Below are 21,884 nucleotides of genomic sequence, written 5' to 3'. Positions count from 1 at the left end.
TACTGGTTATGGGAAGCGATTGAATGACAGCTTTGACCAAGTCCGAAATGGCCGAAAAGCTCTTTGAAGAGCTTGGACTCAATAAACGAGAAGCCAAAGAGGTGGTAGAGCACTTCTTTGAAGAAATTAGACATTCTCTTGAAGATAATGAGCAGGTAAAGCTGTCAGGTTTTGGCAACTTTGACCTGCGCGACAAAAGCCAACGGCCTGGTCGCAATCCGAAAACCGGGGAAGAGATCCCCATTTCTGCCCGTCGGGTGGTGACATTTCGCCCTGGCCAGAAATTAAAAGCACGAGTAGAAGCCTATGTTGGAACCGAGCAATAACGACGAATTACCGGTAATTCCCGGCAAGCGTTATTTTACCATTGGTGAAGTCAGTGACCTGTGTGCGGTAAAACCACACGTATTGCGTTATTGGGAGCAGGAGTTTCCCAATCTGAAACCGGTAAAACGCCGTGGTAATCGCCGTTACTATCAGCATGAAGATGTGATTCTGATTCGCCAAATTCGCAGCCTGTTATACGATCAGGGCTATACCATTGGCGGTGCCCGTCAGCGTATGTCTGGTGAAGAGTCTGCGGCAGAGCCAGGTGATCACAAACAGATAATTCGCCAGATGATTAATGAGCTGGAAGATGTCTTATTGGTATTAAAATCTTAAGCTAACCGCGCAAGACCAAAACAACAGGCCGCTCCTCTCAGAGCGGCTTTTTTGGTTTTGGAGCGGTGAAAATTAAGCAGTGGTCAGAGCTAAAGTGTCCTTGCCGCAGAAAAAAATTAAATCGGCGTTATAGCATCCATTAAGGTTTGCTCAGTCTGCGGCCCTTTAAGGCTACGGTGTAGTTTTCCCTCGGGATTAAAAATTAATGTGGTGGGTAAAACATCGGGCCGTTGATATTGCAGAATGGTAGCAGGGTCATTGATTAAAACGGGAAAACTTATTCCCAGTTTATTAATATTTTCCTGTAGTTTTTCTGCTTGGCTGCCATCGTAATCAACACCGAATAAAACCACCTTATCACTATTTTTCTCGGCAAAATGATTGAGTTCCGGTATTTCTTCAATGCAGGGTTTACACCAAACGGCCCAGTAATTGATAAGCATCCACTGACCCAGATGATCGGAGAAATTCCCGCTATTACCTTGATGGTCCTGATAGTCACTTTGACCGCAACCAGTTAACACAATAATGGCAAAGACAATACTAAGAATGTTGGTTAATTTAGGCATGGTTTGCAGTATAGCTTAGGTGTTACCAATAAATAACTTAGGCGGGGAAATTTTTGCAGCGATGATGGCATAGATCATTATTCTTGTCTGTTGGGTGTCTCGTGTATAATGCCTTGCAGTGCAGTATACGTAGCCATTTAACTGAGGACGATATCAGCCTTATGAGTTCTGTTAGCATCTACCACAACCCCCGCTGTTCTAAATCTCGCCAGACTTTGCAATTGTTGGAAGATAACGGCATCAGCCCGAATATTGTTTTGTATCTGGAGACCCCGCCAACTGCTGATGATATTGCTGATTTATTAAAGAAATTGGGTCTATCAGCTCGTCAACTACTGCGTAAGGGTGAAGATGCTTATAAAGAAAATAATTTAAAAAACACCGCCTTGAGTGATGCAGAGCTAGTGGCTGCCATGGCCGCTCACCCGAAGTTGATCGAGCGTCCAATCGTGGTTAAGGGCAGCAAGGCGGTGCTGGGTCGTCCTCCCGAAAACGTCTTGGCATTGGTTTAAATAGTCGATGACGTCGCCCTATATTTTAGTGCTCTACTATAGCCGTCACGGTGCTGTCGCTGAAATGGCGCAGCAGGTGGTACGTGGCATTGAGCAGGTCAGTGGTATAGAAGCTCGTCTGCGGACGGTGCCAGCGGTATCGACTGATTGTGAGGCCGTGGCCGACGATATGCCTGCTGATGGCCCCCTGTATTGCAGCGCTGAAGATTTGCAGCGCTGTGCTGGTTTGGTGATGGGCAGTCCCACCCATTTTGGCAATATGGCAGCACCATTAAAATACTTTATCGACGGTACATCGAGCCTATGGTTAAGTGGAGCCATGATTGATAAACCAGCCGCTGTGTTTACCTCGTCATCCAGTTTGCATGGCGGTCAGGAATCGACATTACTCACCATGATGCTGCCATTGCTCCATCATGGTATGTTGATGGCGGGCTTGCCTTATAGCGAGCCGGCATTGATGAATACCCAATCCGGCGGCACACCCTATGGCGCCAGCCATATGGCCGGCCAACAAAGCGATAGAGCGCTGGATGAAAATGAATTGGCGCTTTGTCGCGCGCTGGGTAAAAGGGTTGCGACTATTGCCTTATCCCTGCAGTCATAAACCCGTAAGAGAATATCAATGACTAACGACTATCAACTACTAGCAAAACGCAGTCGACAATTAACGCAAGTGAGTTATTGGTTGTTGTTGCTAGTATTATTATTTAATACAGTGGTATCCCCTAGTTGTCATAGGGAGCCTAATTGGGTGATTATGGCCGTTCAGTCAGGCCTGCTGCTGGTATTCTTGCCGGGTATGGTTAAGCAGAATATCAAGTCCTATATCTGGCTAAGCCTTATCTTATTGATGATGTTTTTGGCCTCGGTATCCACGGCCTTTGCCTGTACTACGATCTTAACGGTTGCTGAAGTGTTAGTCGTTGTTGTGTTATTTACTACAGTTATGTTTTATATTCGCTGGCGCTCTCGAGAACTTAAACAAGCCGCCACAAAATAGGAGAGGTTATTAACAATGGAAGAGAACAAGGTCGGTTTTGTTGGTCGCAATTTTCGCCGCTTAATGAAGTTTATTACTGCGCTGCGGAGTCTGTTCACTAATCTGATATTTCTAGTCTTTTTGGTTATTTTGTTGCTGGCATTTTCCGGCAGTGAAATGCCATCGGTGCCGGATAAGGGCGCGCTGATAGTCAATATTCAAGGCCGTTTGGTGGATCAGAAAAATTATATCGATCCTATTGTGCGGCTTATGGGTGAAACGGATCCATCACAATACGAAACGCTATTACAGGATGTTATCGATGCCATTGACTATGGCACTGAAGATGAACGCATTACCAGCTTGGTTCTATCTTTAGATGACATGTTTTATGGCGGCATTGCAAAAATGCAGGAGCTTGTGCCCGCCTTGCAGCGCTTTCGTGATAGCGGCAAAAAAATTATCGCAGTTGGCGATAATTATCTGCAAGATCAGTATTGGTTAGCAGCTCAAGCTGATGAGATTTATATCAATCCTAATGGCGCCGTGCTACTTGGTGGTTATGGTCTATATCGCAATTACTTCCAGCAGGCGCTGGCAAAGTTAAAAATTGATTTTCATGTATTTCGTGTTGGTGAATATAAGTCGGCGATGGAGCCTTTTAACCGCAGTGATATGTCACAAGAGGCTAAGCAAGCTAACCTGGTGTGGTTAGGCGCGTTATGGAATGAATATACCAAGGCTGTTGCCGAACGCAGAAATATTCCGGCCAATGATATTAACCAATATATCAACCAGTTTGACCAGCGTTTGGCAGACTATCAAGGTAATGCCAGTTCCGCGGCGATAGCGGCAGGCTTAATTGATGGCGTTAAAACCCGCGATGAAATGAACCGTTATCTAATTGAGGTTGCCGGTGCCGTGGATCAGCAGGGTTTGTATGAGGGTATTGGTTTTGAGCATTATTTAATGGTTAAAAAGATGGAATCATACCAGCCTGATGCCGATGCCAAAGTGGGGGTGATTGTTGCCGCCGGTAATATAGCCGATGGAGAACAGCCCCCGGGCGGCATTGGCGGTGATACCTTGGCTGCATTGATTCGTGAAGCCCGCACCGATGCCACTATTAGAGCTTTGGTACTGCGTATTGATAGCAGTGGTGGAAGTGCCTTTGCCTCAGATGTTATCCGCGAAGAATTAAATTTATTACAGGCAGAAGGCAAACCGCTGGTGGTTTCTATGGGCAGTACGGCCGCATCCGGTGGTTACTGGATCGCAGCCGGTGCCGATGAGATTTGGGCACTACCTTCAACCTTGACTGGTTCCATTGGTATTTTTGGTGCTTTTCCTACCTTTGATAAAAGTCTGGCAGCTATCGGTGTGACTACTGATGGTGTTGGGACAACGGCAATGGCTGGAGCGATGAGAATTGATCGACCCTTGCAGCCGATAGCCGCCCGCTCTTTGCAAAGTCTGCTTGAGTATGGTTATGCGCAGTTTTTGAGCATTGTTGCCGAGGGTCGTGGTATGCCCAAATCAGAAGTGGAGGCATTGGCAAAAGGGCGGGTATGGTCTGGTAATGATGCTCAACGTCTGGGCTTGGTTGATCAGTTAGGCACCCTCGATCAAGCCATCGCTTCAGCCGCGAGTTTGGCTGGTTTAGATTTTTATAAAAAGCAGTTGATTGAAATCCCTCTGACACCGCAGGAACAGTTTATCAATGAGTTAACCGGTGAGATTCGGTGGCAGGGTCTTAATGTAACTGGCGGTGTTAATGCGGGTTTTTTGAAACAGGCTCAGCAGTGGTTGGCGCCATTTAAAGAGCCGCTAAGTTTTGTTGACAGTATGAATGATCCGCAAGGTCTTTATCTGCATTGCTCAAATTGTATGGCGCCCTAATATTGCGTGCGCCATAACTCAAAACCACCATCGATACTATAAACCTCGGTAAAGCCTTTTTCGGCTAAAAACTGACCGGCATTTTGGCTGCTGTTGCCGTGATAGCAATAAACAATAATCGGTGTATCGTTGGTGGTAGTGTCGATAAAACTATCGACGTTATTATTATCTAACAACACCGCTCCCTCGATATGCCCATTTTGAAAGGATTGCCTGTCTCGCACATCGACAATGCGAGTATTACGAGTATCGATCAAGGCCTTGGCTTCGGTGGTTGATATGCGTTTAAAGCCCATCATGGGGTGTATCCTATTTATGTCACGCGCCTAAGCTTAAGCTGCAACACCTTTGGCTGAGGTCTTTGAATCTTTTTTGATGTTGAGCGAATTAGAAAAATCATCCAAGGCAATATATAAGCAGGGCACCAGTATCAGTGTTATCACCGTAGCAAAAATAATTCCGAAGCCTAGAGATACTGCCATGGGTACAACCTGCTGAGCTTGAGAGTTGGTTTCCAATAGCATAGGCAGCAAGCCGAAGAAGGTAGTCAGTGAGGTAATTAATATGGCCCGAAAACGTTTAGCGCCTGAGCTAATAATGGCATCAAGCTTATCAGCGCCTTGAGCTATGGCTTTATTGACAAAATCCACCATAATCAAGCTGTCATTAACGACTACGCCAGACAAGGCGATAACCCCAAAAAAGGACATCATGTCGAAATTAATACCGATAATCATATGTCCGGTAATGGCGCCGATAATGCCGAAGGGAATAACAGCCATAATAATCAACGGCTGGGTATAGGATTTTAAGGGGATGGCCAGTAAGGCGTAGATTCCCAATAGTGAAATAGCAAAACCGATAAATAGGCCACCAAATAGCTCTGCCGATTCTTCACTCTCACCATCAAGTTTATAACTGACGCCTGGGTATTTTTCCTGCAGTGCAGGCATAAAATTCTTTCTGATATCTCTGACCACTACCGACGGTTGGGTGACATTCTTATTAATTTCGGTACTGACTTTGATAGCGCGCTCACCATTAAGTCGGGTGGTTTTACTATAGCCGGGCAAAATTTGTAGTTCAGCGACAGAACTAAAGGGAACCTCGTCTCCAGCTGGTGTGCGTATATACATATTTTCGAGGTTGGCGATATTGTCACGCTCTGATTTCGGGTAGCGCACCATCACTTTAATTTCATTGGTATCGCGTTGCAGGCGTTGGGCTTCAACGCCATAAAATGCGTGTCTGACTTGCTGACCTAAATTTGACTGCGTGATACCCAGTGCTTCGGCATTGGGTTTAACCGATAGTACAATTTCGTCTTGCACGGCACTGGCACTGTTTCTTACATCATAGGCGCCGGTATAGGTGGCTAGCTGCTGTTCCAGTTCCGAACCGGCCTGTTCCAGCTGTACCAGATCATTGCCAATTAATTTAAACGCCACCGCGGGGCCTGCCACTCTATCCATATCGCTAATGGATAACACCGTGGCGCCGGGAATATCGCCCACTAGGTCTCGCCATTGTGTTGCTATTTCATTGCTGGATAAGCGACGATTTTCTGTTCTGGTTAACTCCATCATTGAGCTTGAGAATCGGCCATCATAGCCCCAAGAAAAAATATGGTTGATCAGTCCAATATCATCACCGGTTTCAGCCATATAATTTTCATTGAGTTTATATAGCGAATCGATGATATGGTTCTGGGCTTGCTGAGTTTGCCACTCAGGTGTGCCTTCGGCCATTTCTAAATCGGTACGAAGAAAATCACTGGGCACCGAGGGCAATAATATATAGCGCACCACGCCGCCAGCCATCAGCCCGCCAACGATAATTAACAGCGCCACAAATATAGCAAAGGTGGTATAACGATTGCGAATAGCCGTCTTTAAAAATGGCATATAATGATTGTTAATAAAACGGTGAAGACGCGCGTTATTTTTTTTCGATAGCTGATTGATGGTATGCCAGATGCCGGAAGTTGCGGGTTTACTATGAGCCAAGTGTGCCGGCAAAATCCACTTGGATTCGATAAGGGAAAAAATCAAACATAAGATAACCACCCAGCCAAGAGCCTCAGGAAAGACTGAAAACGTCCCTTCGGTAAATAGTGTGGGCATAAAGGCCACGATAGTTGTCAATACGCCAAAAGTGGCGGGGGTGGCTACTCGCAGTGCGCCTTCAATAATATTGTCGACGCTGTGGCCTTGTTCTTCTGTCGCGCTATAGGCGCTCTCGCCAATGATAATAGCGTCATCAACAACAATACCGAGTATCAGAATAAAGCCAAACAGGCTGATCATATTGAGTGAGATATCGATAAATTCCAGCGGCATAAAAATAAACGTGCCTAAAAAACAAACCGGTAAGCCAGCCATAACCCAAAACGCTAGCTTAATATCGAGATAAAACGTCAGTATCAAAAAGACCAACAAGGCGCCCAGAGCCAGGTTCTTTAACATCATCGCCAGACGTTGTTCGAGGTAAATGGTGATATCGGCCCAGTAATCGATATTAAAACCTTGAGGTAGTTGCTTGCGTTTTTCCTCGACATAGCGCTTGCCTGCTCTGGAAACACTAATCACATCCTGATCACCCACAGCATAGAGCATGACGGACATGCTGAAGGTATTGTCGAACAGAGAGAATCTCTGGCTTTCTGTAAAGCCATCATTAATGGTGGCAATATCGCCCAAGGTTACGCGGGTGCCATCGGGGTTACTGATTAATACAATTTTCTCAAAATCATACTGCTGATAGGCTTGGCCTTTGGTGCGCAGCATGATTTCACCGTTTTCAGTTTTTACTGAGCCGCCGGGTAAATTCACCGAGGATTGGCGAATTGCCATGGCAACTTGTTCTAGCGTTAGCTGGTATTTGCGTAGGGTAATTTCGTCGACTTCAGCGGTAATTTCATAATTACGGTCGCCTCTAACTTCTGCGTAGGCGATATCCGGATCCTGCAGGAGTTCGTTTTTAACTTCTTCAGTAAATTCCTTTAATGCTCGTTCGTCCAGATTTCCATAAAGTTGGATGCTGAGTGCATGATCCCTCAACTTCCGTTCTTTAATCACTGCCTTTTCGGCTTGTTCGGGGAAGCTGGCGACTGCATCAATCGAAGACTTTACTTCGTCCATGACTGTCAGTACGTCATAGTCTTCATAGATGGTCAGATTGATTGAGCCGACTGATTCTCTGGCGGTAGATTCCACTTTTTTGATCGACTCAATATCTTTTAACGCTTCTTCTATTTTTAGAATAATCCCTTGCTCCACCTCTTCTGGAGCAGCGCCTGGGTAAGCCATATCAATATGAATGATATTGCTTTCCATATCAGGGCTAAGCGCGCGCTTAATGTTATAGGCTGACATCCCTCCGACTAAAAAAATAAAAATCAACAGCAAATTTGCTGCAACCGGATTACGGGCAAACCAAGCAATAATACCGGTATGTTTTACGGCGGCTTCATTCATATGGCTTGATCCTTTTTAGCCATAGTTAGATTCGAAGCTTCTTGATTTTGAGGACCGCTGGAGAGAGGGTCGATGTTGGTTGGAGCAAGATCAAGTGATGGCGTTTCACTTTGCGGTGATTCTAATAAAGTCGGTGTTTTCTTTAATTGATTAGTGGGTGTTATTTCAGCAATACGCACCTGTATACCAGGCACCGCTACACCGATAGCGCTCAGGCAAACCAACTCGCCTTCATTGAGCCCTTTGGTCACATAAATATCATCACCTTCAGTGCGCAGAACACTGACTTTACGGTTTTGTAGGCGCTGCTGGTTATCCACCACCCAGACGTAGTTACCGGCTCTCAGTAAATGGCGCGGTAGTGTAACAAGGTCGGTCATTAGACGGCCTTCTATTTTGGCGTCAACAAAGGTACCGATGCGTAATTCTTCAGGATGATTGCTGTTAATGCCATAGGGGTCATCTATTTCTGCCACCGCAAACAAAACTCTGGTTTTGTTATCGAAAACGCCTTCTGTGCGGACTATTTTGCCCTGCCATTGTCTCAGCTCGCCACCGATTTCGGCATATAGCTCAACCTTGGGGTGGGTGTTAGGTGATTGATTGGTTAACGTAGGTAATTCAAGATAGTTGAGTTTGTTCTCCGGAATTGCCATGCGTAATTGGGCAAAATCGATAGCAAAGGTTTTTGCCAAAGTACTGCCTACATTGACATACTGGCCTATATCCACTTTTTTTGAATGAACTAAACCATCATAGGGTGCGCGAATCGTGGTGCGTTCTAATTGGTCGCGGGCGCTATCAAGATCGGCAAGAGCTGAATCCAGTTTTGCCTGGGCATCGGCCAATTGAGGTTTGCGCAAAGCAAGGTCGTTAGCTGCCTGGCTGCGCTTTACTGAGCTCTTATATTTAACCCAGTCCTGATAGGCGACTTCAGCGCGTCCTTTTTCTGTGGCCAGGTTACTTTTGGCGCTGGCCACGGCGGCCTCGGCACGTTTTAAATTAGCCAGATAGTTTCTTTGATCAATACCTAGGATAACATCGCCCTGATGAAAAAAGCCGCCAGCTTCAAATTCATTGGAGACAGAGGTTATACGGCCAGCCACTTCAGCGATCAATGTAGTTTCAGTATGGGGGGTGATCATGCCTTGGGCACGAACCGAGACTCGAATATCTTCTTTGACTACTTTGGCCGTATTAACCAGCAGGGTGCGAGGCTTGATGGTAATTTGCTCGGGAGTAGGGCGGTTTAAAAAAAGTCCTATAGCAATCAAGATAGCTATCGCAATAATGGCTACTGGTCTGATGATCCTCATGTAATTCGATGGCAATTTAATAATCCTTTGTTGAATAACTCAAAATATGATGATTGGCAGTGATAACAGATGAGAGGGTGGAGGCACTCTCTCTAAAAGGGCAAATTATATAACATGCAAGGCTATTTCGAATATTTATATTTGGTAAATTGTAACGAATATCAGGAAAATACCTAGTTGCCGCCCAGTGCTGCTAGGACCATAGTGTCTATTATCAGTTCCCAAACAGGTATTATTAGATCGTATTGTCCAAATGCACCTGTTGCGACCATGCTTGTCTATGCTGTGGTTTTATTCCAATACTAAATTGACCCTTGATAGATAACCTTGATGTTTATTTGCGATATATTGCGCTGATTGCCAGATTGTATTGTTGGGAGCGGGCTATAGGGTTATCTAAAATAGTCCATCAGCACTCCATGGTAAAAAAGGCCGTCTATCTCGCGATAGACGGCCTGATTCTAGCCTCTAGCTAAAAAGCTTACTTCTTTTTAGCTTTTTTGGTTTTCTTGGCTGGGGCTTTTTTGGCCTTAGCCTTCTTAGGTGCTGCTTTTTTAGCGGCCTTCTTGGCTGGCTTTTTAGCTACTTTTTTGGCAGCTTTTTTAGGCGCGGCCTTCTTGGTAGCCTTCTTGGCCGCCGCTTTTTGTTTGGCGGCAGCTTTCTTGGCTTTTGCTTTTTCTTTAGCCGCCGCTTTTTTAGCTGCCGCTTTGGCTTTAGCAGCCGCTTTTTTGGCAGCGACTTTAGCTTTGGTAGCATCTTTCTTCGCTTTAGCAGTAGCTATTTTAGCTTGTGCTTTTTGCGCGGCAGCTTCTACCTTGGCAATGGCAGCAGCATTCTTGGCCACAGATTTAGCATCAGCTAGCGCCGCCTTGGCCGTTTTGGCAGTGGCTTTGGCGTCAGCATTAGCCGCTTTAGCAGCAGCTACAGCTTTACTGGCTTTGGCAGCTTGTTGCTTGCCAGCTGGGGTTTTCTTTGCTTTAGCGCTAGCCAGTTTTTTGGTGGCTGAAGCAAGTGTTGCTTTGGTTTTGGCGGCGGCCTTGTTTGCTTTGGCGGCGTTCTTTGTTGCGTCAGCAACTTGCTTGGCAACAGCTTTAGCTAGTTTGGCTTGAAGCTGTGCAATTTCTTTTTCAAGTTGTGCAACAGGGTTTGCTACTTTCTTTGTGACTGCCATTGTTTGGACCCTTTAAGAAATGATAAAAAAGTTTATATAAACATGATTGAAAAAATCGGAAGAATTATAGCTTTTTTTCAAAGGCTGGCTACTAAAATGGTGAAAAAAGTATTAAACAACGGTTTTTTTTCAATAAATTTTATCATGTAGCGCTAAAACCACTTTTTGAAACAGATTTTACTTTTGTTTTGTTGTTACAGGTGATGAAAAAAGACGAAAAAATTAAGTCCCAATTTAGCGATGGAGGCAATAGTTGATTTCTTTCCAGCATTTTTAACAGAGCTTTACTGTACTGCTTGTTACACTTTGGATTATAGGCTTAATAATGATTTTTAATAAGAAGGCACCATAATAGATCAGCAGAACAAAACAGAGATAGAGGTAGCTGTTTTTCATCGCTTATTAGCGCATTTGGGTGCTAATAAGGATGTACAAAAATTGATTTAATGATTTTGGCGAATTTCTGCCGTAATTGTTTATCTAAGTGGTCAATGGCAGCAGCCAAAGAACGGGGGGAGTCAGTTGATTGTAACCAGACTCAGCAAATCATCTATGGTATGCGCTACGATGAATGGAAAGATAAGTATCAACTGGAAGCTACCCCTGAGCAATTGGCAAAATTCGACGGCAGTCAGTCATCCTGATTGACTATATACAAGGCAGTTGGGGCCTATCATTCGATAGGCTGGTTAGGCCGACTTGGCTACAGTAGCGGTCCATGAGGCAAATATTGGTTATCACTATTGGTTTTAATCCAAAGCACCAGATCACGATTGATACCGATACCACGTTGTTTCAGCACCTTGCCCAGCCAAATAACCGGCGATTTTCCCTGCGCTTCCCAGCCAGGTAGTCTTTCAGCGATGGTAAAAAAACGCATTAAGTGTTGCAGCTGATGATCACTTAGCACCTGACTTGCTTCAAACCACTGTTCTTTGTCCAGCGTCATTAAACCAGCCTGCTGTTGTTGTTCATCTTGAGAGATAAGACTGGCCAATTCGTCCAATTGCCCGCTTTCACTCAATTCGATAAAACGTAGTAGATCATCAGTGTTGATGGTTTTTTCTGATGGAGTTTGTTGCAGTTTTGGGTCCCAGCTGCCGGTGGACATATAGATTCCTGATGGGTAATTTTTGATGGTTATGATTGTAGCATTTTGAGCGACTATTTTGTCACCGGTTGGCGATGTGTGGTATCGACATTTTATATTATCGATTGTTAGGTGGAGCTTGAAATATCCAGCTTTAGGTGATGACGTTTATGGGGCGCCAGTTTGATAAAATCTTGTTCAGCATTGGCTGTTTCAATGCATAGCATCCGCAGATAATCATCGTCGGCAAAATGGGATAAACGCTTTGATTTTTCAATCCATGGGTTCCAGACCACGGCGCTATGACTACCCTGACTCTGCAGTGTAATCCGCCGTTTGGCATCCTTAATGGTAATGGCGTGTTCGGTGCCGCGATAGATACGGTCAACTTCCTGATCAATGACCAAGCTGCCATGTTGCTGTTGTGGCTGCCAATTCTCCAGGCAATCGATATAGGTGAGTCCATCAAGGCCGCCTACGATCGTATCGTCAATCGCATTAATGCCGAAATAGCTATGTAGAGCGCTGGAAAAGCTCACTGTGTTAGCACTCAGATTGGTAACAGCAAAGTCCAGACTCAGTGTATCGCTAACGGTAATCAGCATATTTAGCTCGCAGGCATAGGGCCATAGTGGCTCCTGATTGTCTGCAAGTTTTAATTGTAGATGTAGGGTGGTGCTATGTGGGTCAGGCGTTTCAATGCTGAGTAAGTCCCAGACTCGATTGCGAACAAAACCATGTGCAGGCATAGGGTTATGAGCAGGAATTTGCTGCTGAACTTGTTCAGCATTGCGACGAATATCACCAAACCAAGGCCAGCAGATAGGGATGCCGCCTCTAAGTGGCTCCCCTTTACGATATTCGCATTGATTACTGCACCAGATAATCGCCGGCTGCCCCACCGCTTGATAATGACTCAGCTGAGCGCCTTGTAAAAACACTGTGGCAGTAGCAGCCTTATTAGTAATGCGTACCGCTAGCAATTCTTTATGCAGTTCAATGACCACGCCAGCTAATTGGCCAAACTGGCTATAAAGTTGCTGCATTTGCTGGCCGATATCTGAACTCATGCTGTTTCCTATCGCGATAGTGACAAGCGGCTAAGCTTATAGGGAATATTGGGTAGATAAAACCTTTGCTGTTGGTTTTCTTATCCCTTATTATCCGCGCCCATTGCAGCTTTGCTCGCCATAGCTGCCAAGTTATTAATTGATCTGCGAGAACTGTTGGTGTCCAAATCCGTTTTTGTTCCCGGCCAGCGCTGGATAAGTAATACTGAATCTGAGTTAGGCCTTGGCATTGTCGTTGAAATAGCCAACCGGCGAGTAGAAATTAGTTTTCCAGCCTCAAGCGAGCGCCGTACCTATGCAGTCGATAATGCGCCCATCAGTCGAGTGCAATATGAGGTGGGCCAGCAAGTGCAAAACGAAGCTGGCCAGCTTATCACTATTGATGATGTGTTAGAGAATCAAGGCTGTTTGATTTATAACGGCGTAGATGAGCAGGGTGAGGCGGTTATTTTGCCAGAACTTGATCTCAACAGTTTTATTCAATTCAGCAAACCGCAGGATCGTTTATTTGCCGGTCAGATTGATAAAAACCGTGCCTTTCAATTGCGTTGCGAAACTCTCGATCATATTCGCCATGTGCAGCAATCGCCGGTTAGAGGTTTATTAGGTCCAAGAGTCCAATTACTACCCCACCAGCTTTATATCGCTAGCGAAGCCGCCAATCGTCATGCCCCGCGTGTGTTATTAGCCGATGAAGTCGGTTTGGGTAAAACTATAGAAGCGGGTTTGATTTTGCATCAACAATTAATCAGCGGCCGCGCCAAACGTGTTTTGATTGTGGTGCCAGACAGTTTGTTGCACCAGTGGCTAGTGGAAATGCTACGCCGGTTTAATTTATTTTTTACCATTTTGGATCAAGCCCGTTGTGAAGGTTTAGAAGAGTTGGGTGATGCCGAAAACGACCCCCTATTCGATCAGCAACCAGTAGAAAAAGACCATAGCTACAACCCCTTTGAAAGTGCGCAACTGGTGTTGTGCACTTTATCGTTTTTAACTGACAACCCAAACCGTCATGCTCAGGCTACAGCCGCTGATTGGGACTTGCTGATTGTTGATGAGGCGCATCATTTACAGTGGAGCGAAGCGCAGGCCAGCCCGGCTTACCGTTGTATAGAAAGCTTGGCGCATCAAGCTAGAGGATTATTATTATTAACGGCAACGCCTGAGCAATTAGGTGTGGCAAGTCACTTTGCCCGTTTACGGCTATTGGATCCAGACCGCTACTACGATTTAGCGAGCTTTATTGCAGATGAAAACAAACACCAAGCAGTTAACGCAATAGTTCAGCATTTATTGGCTGACGATGTCTTTGAGCAGTTGCAAAACAATACCCAGCTATTAAATCAGCTTAATGACTACCTGGGGGATGCCTCGCTAGAGCCATTACAGCAGGCTTTAGCGGCTGGGCCTGCAGCAGCATTTGATAACGCACTGAGTACGATTATTAGCGACTTGTTAGACCGTCATGGCACTGGTCGGGTGTTATTTCGTAATACTCGCTCATCCGTTGCCGGCTTTCCTGAGCGACAGCTACAGCAATACCCTTTAAAACCGGCTGAGCGGTTTTCTGCTGCGACCCAAGATGCTGCGACGGAAGCATTATTAGCGCCGGAATTGTTATTAGGTAACAGTTGGATAGTTGAAGACCCGCGCGTTGAGTGGTTGGTTGATTGGTTAAAAGCTCGCCGCAAAGAAAAAGTGTTAGTGATCTGCGCCCGAGCCAAAACGGCACTGGAGCTGGAAGAACATATTCGTCTACGCGGTGGTGTACAGTCGGCAGTGTTTCACGAAGGTTTATCGCTGGTAGCCAGAGATAGGGCCGCGGCCTATTTTGCTGACGATGAAGAGGGGGCGCAGGTATTAATTTGTTCCGAAATTGGTAGTGAGGGGCGAAATTTTCAGTTCTCGCATCATTTAGTGTTATTTGACCTGCCCTTAAACCCAGATTTACTAGAGCAACGTATCGGTCGTTTAGATCGTATCGGTCAGCGTCATACAGTCAATATTCATGTGCCGTTTTACCAAGATAGCGCGCAGCAGGTGTTATTGCGCTGGTATCACGAAGGGATCAATGCCTTTGAGCGCACCTGTCCTGCAGGGCTTGCCTTATACCAGCAATTTGAGCCGACACTGATTCAGTGTTTAAGTGATAGCGAAAACAGCGCAGCATTAGCGCAGTTAATTACCGAGACGAAAACGACGACCGCAGACACTTTACAAGCCTTGCAACAAGGCAGAGACAGATTGTTAGAACTAAATTCCTGCCATCATAAAAAGGCAGATGTTATTGTCGAGACCATGATCGAAGAGGAACGTCGACAGCAATTGTCTGCCTATATGGAAAAAGTATTTGATCAGTATGGTGTAGAGCAGGAACATCATAGTGCTGCCAGTGTTATCCTGCGGTCCGGCGATCATATGTTGGATCATAGCTTTCCGGGTTTAACAGATGACGCGGTGACTGCAACCTATTCTCGTGAAGTGGCATTATCCCGTGAAGATATGCAGTTTCTTAGCTGGGAGCATCCGATGGTAACCGGTGCGATGGATATGGTGCTGAGCGGCGAGCTGGGTAATACTGCTTTTTGTACCCTTAAATTACCGCCCTTAAAGGCCGGTACACTATTGCTGGAAGCTATCTTTATTGTGCATTGTGCCGCGCCTGGTGAGTTGCAGTTGCAGCGTTATTTACCCTTAAGCACTTTGCGTATTGTGGTTGATAGTAATAACACCGACTTAAGCAGCGTATTGATGCCGGCTATGTTGGATAAGCTTGGACAAAAAGTTCCCAGACGTAGCGCGCAGGATTTGGTCCGCCATGCTCGCCCACAAATTAGTGCCATGATTGCTCGCGCCGAACAATTAGCTGAGCCGAAAAAAGATCAGCTAATAGCCGAAGCTGCCGGAAAAATGCAAACCGAACAACTGGCAGAGTTACAGCGTCTAAAAGCTCTGGCAGCTGTTAACCCGAATATTCGTCCGCAAGAGGTGGCTCATCTGCAGGACACCGCAGTGAGTTCGCAACGTTATCTTCAGCATGCACAGTTAAAGCTGGATGCTATCAGAGTGGCATTGGTAACGGATTAAGTCGCTATTGCGAAAATAACCCTATTGATTAAATTACTGATTAAAAATGGTTTTTAACTCAGTAATCTGATCATTGGCTTGTTCAATAATCGCCGTGGTTTGCTCGGTGGATAGCTGCAGTTTATTGAGTTTTTCAACCGCGGGAATGGTCTTTATTGCTGGCAGTGAAGAATTGGTAGTGTCTTTTCCCTCTAGTGCATAAAGCTTGGCAATCTGCACCAAATCACAGTAATCAAAGTCCGAGCCGTCATTGGCAATACTGCCATTGCCGCGCATCCAGTCACTGGATTCTCTGGCGACAGTAATTAAATCTTCGGTAAAGTTCCAGCGACTTAAAACAATCTCTCCCAGTTTTCCGCGCAGCTTGCCGATAACCATATTAAATTGATGGATATCAGTGGCTAAATCATCAAAACGTTCGGCATAGGTCAGTGCAATCATTTCACCAATATTATGAATTAAACCGGCTAGCAGCGCTTCTGCTTCGTTAAAGTGCGGTAATTCCCTGGCTAACACACAACTATAGGCGGCCACTTCAATACTCTGCTCCCATAACAGGCGCATATGATCTTTAAATAAATGTGACTTGGTTTCAAATAATGCCAGTACCGCAAAGCTGGTCACCAATTGTTTGGTGGTAATCAGTCCGAGGCGGGAAATGGCGCTTTGGGTATCGTCGCAGTGGTTAACGCCGCGGTAAATAACACTGTTGGCTACTTTTACTAGCTTGGCTGCAATAGCCGGATCGGTGTTTACCAGCTTGGCTAGGTCTTTGATATTGGAATTCGGGTTATCAATCAATTCACGAATGCGAAAAGCGACTTCGGGCAAGCTGGGTAATACAAAGCGGCCGGTATTTAGATCCTGTTCAAACTCGACAATGAGCGAATGGCCTTCTTCTCCGGCCTTTAGTTGCATTCCTTTAACTAACGCGTTGTTGTTTTTACGGGTGTTGATTTGTAGTTCGTCTAACACCGAGGTGTCAACTACAAGGTAACTAATGGGCCCTTTTGCTTTGGCAGTATACATACGCGGGCGCAGTCGGGAGATCGGGAAGCGGGCATTAATACAATCGGTGCTGATCAAACTTTCGCGTCCATCCGGAGCGATAAGGCTAACAATACCGCTGATTAGATAATACTCATTGGTATCAAAGTCACCATATTCAAACAGACAGAGACCTGCCTCTGCGGTTTTAACGCTGATATCTTTGGCCAGCATGGTTAACAGGTCTTTATCCAAGCCCTTAAAAGGTGTGTATTTGGGTAGTAAATCCAGTAGCGCCGATAGCTCGATTTGGGTCATGATATTTTTGTTATTCTGCTAAGACCTATGATCAGGCCTGTGATCAAGTATATAAAAAACTAAGTTTAGACGTTAGAACGGCTTTTGTCGTTTTACTGCCCTGTCAGCACTGTTATTGATGAGTCTAAGACTAAGTAGATCGGCTTAGAATAGCGGTTTACCGCGTAAAGCCTTGGTTTTGCCGCGCTGGGTTTTTTTATCCATGCGCCGTTGTTGCGAGCCTTTTGTAGCCTTGGTGGGTCGGCGGTTTTTGGTCAGTTTAGTCGCTTGTTTGATCAACTCTTTCAGCCGTTGCAGCGCGTCTTGCCGATTTTTCTCTTGGGTGCGATGGGTTTGGGCTTTAATCACAATCACCCCGTCTTTACTGATGCGTTGGTCGCTAAGTTGCAACAGGCGCTGTTTATAAAAATCCGGCAGTGATGAGGCGTTGATATCAAAGCGCAAATGAATCGCCGAAGACACTTTGTTAACATTTTGGCCGCCGGCACCCTGTGCTCGAATAGCTGTAATTTCCAATTCATGATCAGGTATAGCGACATGGTTAGAAAGAATCAGCATGCTGGGATAGGACTCAACGCTGGTATTCGAGAATTTTAAGATTATTGGTCATGCCGCCAGAACCATGAATATCACCACAGGTAATAATCACCCGATCTCCCTGTTGCAGCGAGGCCGATAGGGCGACGGTATTCAGTGCGGCAGGATAGAGTTCATTACCAATGTTATGACTAAAATCCATAAAAATAGGCACCACCCCTCGATATAATGCCATGCGTCGACAGGTTTGCTGATGGCGGGAGATACCATAAATAGGCAAGCTCGAACTTAACCGCGACATAACCAATGCCGTAGCGCCGGATTCAGTTAAACAGATACTGGCTCTAACGTTTTCAAGATGGTTGGCGGCATAAATAGCGGCCAGTGCAATCGATTCATCGATGGTGCCAATGGTTGTATCAATTCGATAATCGGAAGTGTGGGTATCGGGATGTTGCTCTGCACCCAGACAGGTATCGGCCATCGCAGCGACAACTTTTTCAGGGTATTTCCCCGTTGCGGTTTCAGCCGATAGCATCACTGCATCGGTACCATCCAATACCGCATTGGCTACATCAAACACTTCGGCCCGGGTTGGTACCGGTGAATAAATCATCGATTCCATCATCTGCGTGGCAGTAATCACTGGCTTATTAGCGCGTCGGGCATAGCGAATAATTTTCTTTTGTACGCCGATTAATTGCGCATCACCAATTTCTACACCCAAATCACCACGGGCAACCATCACGCCGTCGGACGCTGCAATAAGCCCATTAAGAGTGTCATCATTGGCAACGGCTTCGGCCCGTTCAATTTTTGAAATAATACTGATGCTGGTATTTAGCGCTTGCAGTTTTTCTTTAACCGGCAGTAAATCATCGGCGCAGCTCGGGAAGGAAACCGCTAAAAAGTCCAATTTTAGCTCGGCAGCTAGTTCAATATCCGCCAAGTCTTTTTCTGTAATTGTGGTAGCGGACAAGCCACCACCTAATCGGTTAAGGCCTTTGCGTGATTTTAATTCGCCTCCCACCTTTACCTGACAATGAACATCGTCAGCTTCAATGCTGGATACGGTTAACTGAATAAGCCCATCGTCTAATAACAAGGTATCACCGGCAGCGACAGAGGAGGGCAGAGCCTTGTAGCCCACAGAAATACAGCTATCGGTTTTGGCTTTGTCGGCGTTAACGGTGAGGGTAATTGGGTCGCCATCGTGAAGTGTTAAAACGTCTTTGTGCAAATCACCTATACGAATTTTAGGGCCCTGCAAATCACCGAGAATAGCGGCATAGATTTTTTTCTCGGCACAGACATCTCTAATAATTTGTGCCTGTTGCCGGTGACCTTCCGCCGAGCCATGAGAAAAATTAAGGCGGAATACATTCACCCCTCGATCTAACAGGCGAGCAATCATCTCGGGGCTGCCAGAGGCGGGGCCGATGGTGGCAACAATTTTGGTTCTTCTAACCATTATGGGTCCTTATCAATGTAGAGCTTCTATTATGGTTCAAGTTGCTGATAATTCTACTAATTTACCCGAGCTTTTTGATGATTATATGACATTGGTGGTTTTTTAATCACAGAAAACGGCCAAAGCCGTTTTGTAGTGTTTATCAAGCCACTTTCACAGTAAACTAATCAACCGAACAGTATATTTGGGGCTGAGCGAGCCGAGATCGTTGTGGGCATTCTTATTTGTGCATTCTGGGCAAAATAGATCGGGAAGCAAGCATAACCATTGCTTGCCAAAGAGGCTAGACCTCCCTTGATAAAAATAGGTATTGATTAATAATCGTTATAGTTTTTTGGCTGCCAACCAGCCGATACGTTGGTGCCAGTATTAGATAAGCATTAGATAAGTGACTCAAGAGGTAGCGTAATGGCCGGTTCACTGCAGGATCAATTATTAAAAGCCGGCTTGGCGGATAAGAACAAAGCCAAGCAAATCAAAAAAGAAAAAACCAAACAAGTTCAACAGCAACGCAAGTCAAAGCAAGGCGTTGTGGATGAAAACAAGCAGCAACTGCAACAAATTCGTCAGCAAAAACAACAGCGTGATCGCCAGTTAAATGAACAGCGTAAGGCAGAAGCCGATAAAAAAGCCATTGCCGCACAGGTTAAGCAGTTAATCGAAGTTAATTGCCTATCTCGTCAGGGTGCTGAGCTTGATTACAACTTTACCGATAATAAAAAAATAAAAAAAATATTAGTTGATAGCACGATGCTAGAGCAGTTGAGTCGCGGTCAATTAGCGATTGTCAGTTTGAATGATAAATATGAAGTCGTGCCAGCGGCAGTGGCGGAAAAAATACAACAGCGCTTGCCCGAGAGGGTGATTGTTGCCAATACAGTTGCCAGTGATGAAATTGATAAGGATGATCCTTACGCCGATTATCAAATCCCCGATGATTTAATGTGGTAGGTCGATGTTTCAGTGCTAGCTGCGGATTTAACTAGGATTCTGTAGAGGAATTTTTGGTGTTTTTTAGCTGCTGTTTTAGCGACTTGGGGATTTTTTTAATCGTTAGGCTATCGTTGGCTTCATCATAGACAATATTCTGGCCAAATATATCGGCAGAAAAACTAATACTCATATTTTTGTCGCGACCAAAATAGCGTACATAGCGCTTTAAACTGCCGCGGTCGGTATAGATTTCTGTCTTGGGCGATTGCTGTTTAGCAGAGACAAAATCAGCGAATTCGTTGGGGTGTTGCTGGTTTAGTTGGGTGGAAATATCTTCAAAGACCACCGCCGCTCCTTGCTTATCCTGTGCTACACAATAATCGATAATTTTTGCTTTATAGTCAGTAGTTTTTTCTTCGGGCAGTGAGTCGGTATAGTCATCGACAATGCTTAGAAATTCGCCGGTTTCTTCAGCCAGATCAGGGCCCGTAGAAAAACCGATAAAAGCATTAAAGGCATCGCTGAGATTTTTATTGCCACGGCTAGTAATGATTGAAAGATATTTTGTTGAATCTTGCGCTAACCATTCTTCAAACAATAGGCGCGCAGCATAGAGCATTTTATGGCTATCGATATAGAGTGAGGGTGCAATATCCAGCGTGTTATCGATATGGCTAGCTTCTATATGGTTAAACCAGAAAATATATAACTGCTGTTGATCCATCACCGTTTCCACGGCAATCATCATATAGGCAGAAAAAGCCTCGTCGTTGTCGCCCATTTTTTGTTGTAAATGTTCTAGCAGGCGCTGGCTGATTTTGGCAAAGGGGGATTTGCCTTGTTGCTGTTCTTGTAGCCAGCCAGGTACGGGATTGTCTGATAGTTCGCTATCAAAATAACCATACTGCTTTTGGCTGCTGCGCTGGTAGCTTTGCTTTAATTGTTCAAATAGCGAATAGGCCGGGCCGGCGCTGTTATTTTCTGTATCGCGCACAGTGGTAGTCAGCTCAGCACCGGGCACGGGTCGTTCTATCTGGTGAATAATGCAGTGCTTTAGGGTCATATTAGGGTCTAGTTAAGGTCTAGTTAAGGTCTAGTTAGGCTCTAGTGGGCGCTAAAGATTTGAATGGAATAACCGCTGGTAAGCGCTTCTTTAAGCGCCGGATCGGCATCAATCAGTTTTTGATCGACAAGGAATTTGTCTTCAATTAATTTTCTTTTTTCAACTGAGGGGTGATCAAAGCCCTGTTGTTTTAAATAGGCATGGCAGAGGTGCTCGGCGCCAAACAGGTCTTTGAAATTGATATAGATAATAAAAGGAACTTCAGCGCCTTTATCAAAGCCCTCAAGGGCTTTAGGGGTGCGCGCGTTTACTGAAAATACGTACATAGTAGGGTCTGATTTAGCCAGTATAAAAAAGCCGGCATCATACCATAGCTTGGTCGGAGGCGTTTATTTTATGCCGCGTATTGCCACTCTGGTTCAGATACCGCAGCTAGCGCAGTGGTAAGAATAAAATACTCTGCGGGGTAGCAACGGCCGTTGGTATCGATAGAAGCAGCATGGACGATGGCTTGAATATCACCCTTGCTATCATAAATAGCGGTTTCATAGCCCTTACCCTTAACAGTATTGGTGGTGATATCGGCTAAGTGCTGGCGAAATTGACGGTAGTTGACCTGAGTAAATATACGGTTGCGGGCTGACTTTTTCATGGCTTCTCTCTTCATTAGTTCTCTTTTCATGGCTTCTCTCTGCTGTTAAATCTTATGTAATGGCTAGCACTGTACTGATGGCGATATC

21 protein-coding genes and 1 pseudogene are annotated in these 21,884 nt (G+C 45.3%); 9 read left to right on the top strand and 13 right to left on the bottom strand.

The window, feature by feature from the left end:
• The first annotated feature begins 23 nt into the window (after positions 1-23).
• Together ihfA and AACP44_RS02995 are read left to right on the top strand one after the other, a co-directional pair.
• Complete coding sequence (gene ihfA, locus AACP44_RS03000; RefSeq protein ID WP_339338865.1) at positions 24-326, top strand: integration host factor subunit alpha; 303 nt, start codon at positions 24-26, stop codon at positions 324-326.
• Entirely contained in the window at positions 307-663 is a 357-nt protein-coding gene (locus AACP44_RS02995; protein WP_339338863.1) for a MerR family transcriptional regulator, read from the top strand. Before ihfA ends, AACP44_RS02995 begins: the two co-directional genes overlap by 20 nt.
• Before the next feature lie 116 nt (positions 664-779).
• On the opposite strand, the gene AACP44_RS02990 is transcribed toward AACP44_RS02995, so the two are convergent.
• Complete coding sequence (locus tag AACP44_RS02990) at positions 780-1,232, bottom strand: TlpA disulfide reductase family protein (RefSeq protein ID WP_339338861.1); 453 nt, start codon at positions 1,230-1,232, stop codon at positions 780-782.
• Positions 1,233-1,393: 161 nt separating this feature from the next.
• On the opposite strand from AACP44_RS02990, the gene arsC reads away from it, so the two are divergent.
• The 4 genes from arsC to sppA are packed head-to-tail and all read left to right on the top strand — an operon-like array spanning position 1,394 to position 4,625.
• The gene (gene arsC / locus AACP44_RS02985) at positions 1,394-1,744 is read left to right on the top strand and encodes an arsenate reductase (glutaredoxin) (protein ID WP_339338859.1); all 351 of its coding nucleotides are present in this window, start codon (positions 1,394-1,396) and stop codon (positions 1,742-1,744) included.
• A gap of 7 nt (positions 1,745-1,751) precedes the next feature.
• The gene (gene wrbA / locus AACP44_RS02980; protein ID WP_339338857.1) at positions 1,752-2,351 is read left to right on the top strand and encodes an NAD(P)H:quinone oxidoreductase; all 600 of its coding nucleotides are present in this window, start codon (positions 1,752-1,754) and stop codon (positions 2,349-2,351) included.
• Positions 2,352-2,369: 18 nt separating this feature from the next.
• A complete protein-coding gene (locus AACP44_RS02975) occupies positions 2,370-2,747 on the top strand; it encodes a DUF2069 domain-containing protein (protein ID WP_339338855.1) in 378 nt (125 codons plus the stop codon).
• Between the two features lie 15 nt (positions 2,748-2,762).
• Positions 2,763-4,625, top strand: a complete 1,863-nt coding sequence (gene sppA, locus AACP44_RS02970) for a signal peptide peptidase SppA (RefSeq protein WP_339338853.1) — start codon at positions 2,763-2,765, stop codon at positions 4,623-4,625.
• Here the strand turns inward: sppA and glpE are convergent.
• The 4 genes from glpE to AACP44_RS02950 all read right to left on the bottom strand — a co-directional run bounded on the left by glpE (position 4,622) and on the right by AACP44_RS02950 (position 10,588).
• Entirely contained in the window at positions 4,622-4,924 is a 303-nt protein-coding gene (glpE, locus tag AACP44_RS02965; protein WP_339338851.1) for a thiosulfate sulfurtransferase GlpE, read from the bottom strand. The genes sppA and glpE overlap by 4 nt on opposite strands.
• 33 nt (positions 4,925-4,957) lie before the next feature.
• On the bottom strand, positions 4,958-8,101 hold the full coding sequence (locus AACP44_RS02960; protein ID WP_339338849.1) for an efflux RND transporter permease subunit: 3,144 nt from the start codon (positions 8,099-8,101) through the stop codon (positions 4,958-4,960).
• Positions 8,098-9,417 (bottom strand): efflux RND transporter periplasmic adaptor subunit, encoded by a 1,320-nt coding sequence (locus tag AACP44_RS02955; RefSeq protein ID WP_339338847.1) that lies wholly within the window; start codon positions 9,415-9,417, stop codon positions 8,098-8,100. Before AACP44_RS02955 ends, AACP44_RS02960 begins: the two co-directional genes overlap by 4 nt.
• A gap of 481 nt (positions 9,418-9,898) precedes the next feature.
• Positions 9,899-10,588, bottom strand: coding sequence for a hypothetical protein (locus AACP44_RS02950; protein ID WP_339338845.1), 690 nt, complete (start codon positions 10,586-10,588; stop codon positions 9,899-9,901).
• Positions 10,589-10,939: 351 nt separating this feature from the next.
• Between AACP44_RS02950 and AACP44_RS02945 the strand changes: the two are divergent.
• Positions 10,940-11,232 (top strand): annotated as a pseudogene (locus AACP44_RS02945) (DUF1244 domain-containing protein).
• 59 nt (positions 11,233-11,291) lie between these two features.
• On the opposite strand, the gene AACP44_RS02940 reads toward AACP44_RS02945, so the two are convergent.
• Together AACP44_RS02940 and AACP44_RS02935 are read right to left on the bottom strand one after the other, a co-directional pair.
• Complete coding sequence (locus AACP44_RS02940) at positions 11,292-11,699, bottom strand: hypothetical protein (protein WP_339338843.1); 408 nt, start codon at positions 11,697-11,699, stop codon at positions 11,292-11,294.
• A 107-nt stretch (positions 11,700-11,806) separates the two neighbouring features.
• The gene (locus AACP44_RS02935) at positions 11,807-12,748 is read right to left on the bottom strand and encodes a D-hexose-6-phosphate mutarotase (protein WP_339338841.1); all 942 of its coding nucleotides are present in this window, start codon (positions 12,746-12,748) and stop codon (positions 11,807-11,809) included.
• 159 nt (positions 12,749-12,907) lie between these two features.
• Here AACP44_RS02935 and rapA point away from each other — a divergent pair, with 159 nt between their 5' ends.
• Entirely contained in the window at positions 12,908-15,835 is a 2,928-nt protein-coding gene (rapA, locus tag AACP44_RS02930) for an RNA polymerase-associated protein RapA (protein WP_339338839.1), read from the top strand.
• A 33-nt stretch (positions 15,836-15,868) separates the two neighbouring features.
• Here rapA and AACP44_RS02925 read toward each other — a convergent pair whose 3' ends face one another.
• The 3 genes from AACP44_RS02925 to pyk form a co-directional block, all read right to left on the bottom strand.
• Positions 15,869-17,140, bottom strand: coding sequence for an HDOD domain-containing protein (locus tag AACP44_RS02925; protein ID WP_339338837.1), 1,272 nt, complete (start codon positions 17,138-17,140; stop codon positions 15,869-15,871).
• A gap of 144 nt (positions 17,141-17,284) precedes the next feature.
• Positions 17,285-17,698, bottom strand: a complete 414-nt coding sequence (gene arfB, locus AACP44_RS02920; protein WP_339338835.1) for an alternative ribosome rescue aminoacyl-tRNA hydrolase ArfB — start codon at positions 17,696-17,698, stop codon at positions 17,285-17,287.
• A gap of 13 nt (positions 17,699-17,711) precedes the next feature.
• A complete protein-coding gene (gene pyk / locus AACP44_RS02915; protein ID WP_339338833.1) occupies positions 17,712-19,148 on the bottom strand; it encodes a pyruvate kinase in 1,437 nt (478 codons plus the stop codon).
• A 408-nt stretch (positions 19,149-19,556) separates the two neighbouring features.
• Between pyk and AACP44_RS02910 the strand changes: the two genes are divergently transcribed.
• Positions 19,557-20,099, top strand: coding sequence for a DUF2058 domain-containing protein (locus AACP44_RS02910; protein ID WP_339338832.1), 543 nt, complete (start codon positions 19,557-19,559; stop codon positions 20,097-20,099).
• Between the two features lie 31 nt (positions 20,100-20,130).
• Here the strand turns inward: AACP44_RS02910 and AACP44_RS02905 are convergent, their stop codons facing one another.
• From AACP44_RS02905 to AACP44_RS02895, 3 genes are all read right to left on the bottom strand, one after another.
• Positions 20,131-21,144, bottom strand: a complete 1,014-nt coding sequence (locus tag AACP44_RS02905; RefSeq protein ID WP_339338830.1) for a nucleoid-associated protein — start codon at positions 21,142-21,144, stop codon at positions 20,131-20,133.
• A gap of 41 nt (positions 21,145-21,185) precedes the next feature.
• A complete protein-coding gene (locus AACP44_RS02900; RefSeq protein WP_339338828.1) occupies positions 21,186-21,470 on the bottom strand; it encodes a hypothetical protein in 285 nt (94 codons plus the stop codon).
• A gap of 68 nt (positions 21,471-21,538) precedes the next feature.
• Positions 21,539-21,826, bottom strand: coding sequence for a hypothetical protein (locus AACP44_RS02895; RefSeq protein ID WP_339338826.1), 288 nt, complete (start codon positions 21,824-21,826; stop codon positions 21,539-21,541).
• Positions 21,827-21,884: the final 58 nt, after the last annotated feature.

Origin of the sequence: uncultured Oceanicoccus sp., from assembly GCF_963968385.1 — a bacterium.
Lineage (GTDB): Bacteria > Pseudomonadota > Gammaproteobacteria > Pseudomonadales > Dasaniaceae > Oceanicoccus.
The sequence above is the reverse complement of the archived record's forward strand: the minus strand, read 5'-3'. Positions and strand labels throughout refer to the sequence as shown.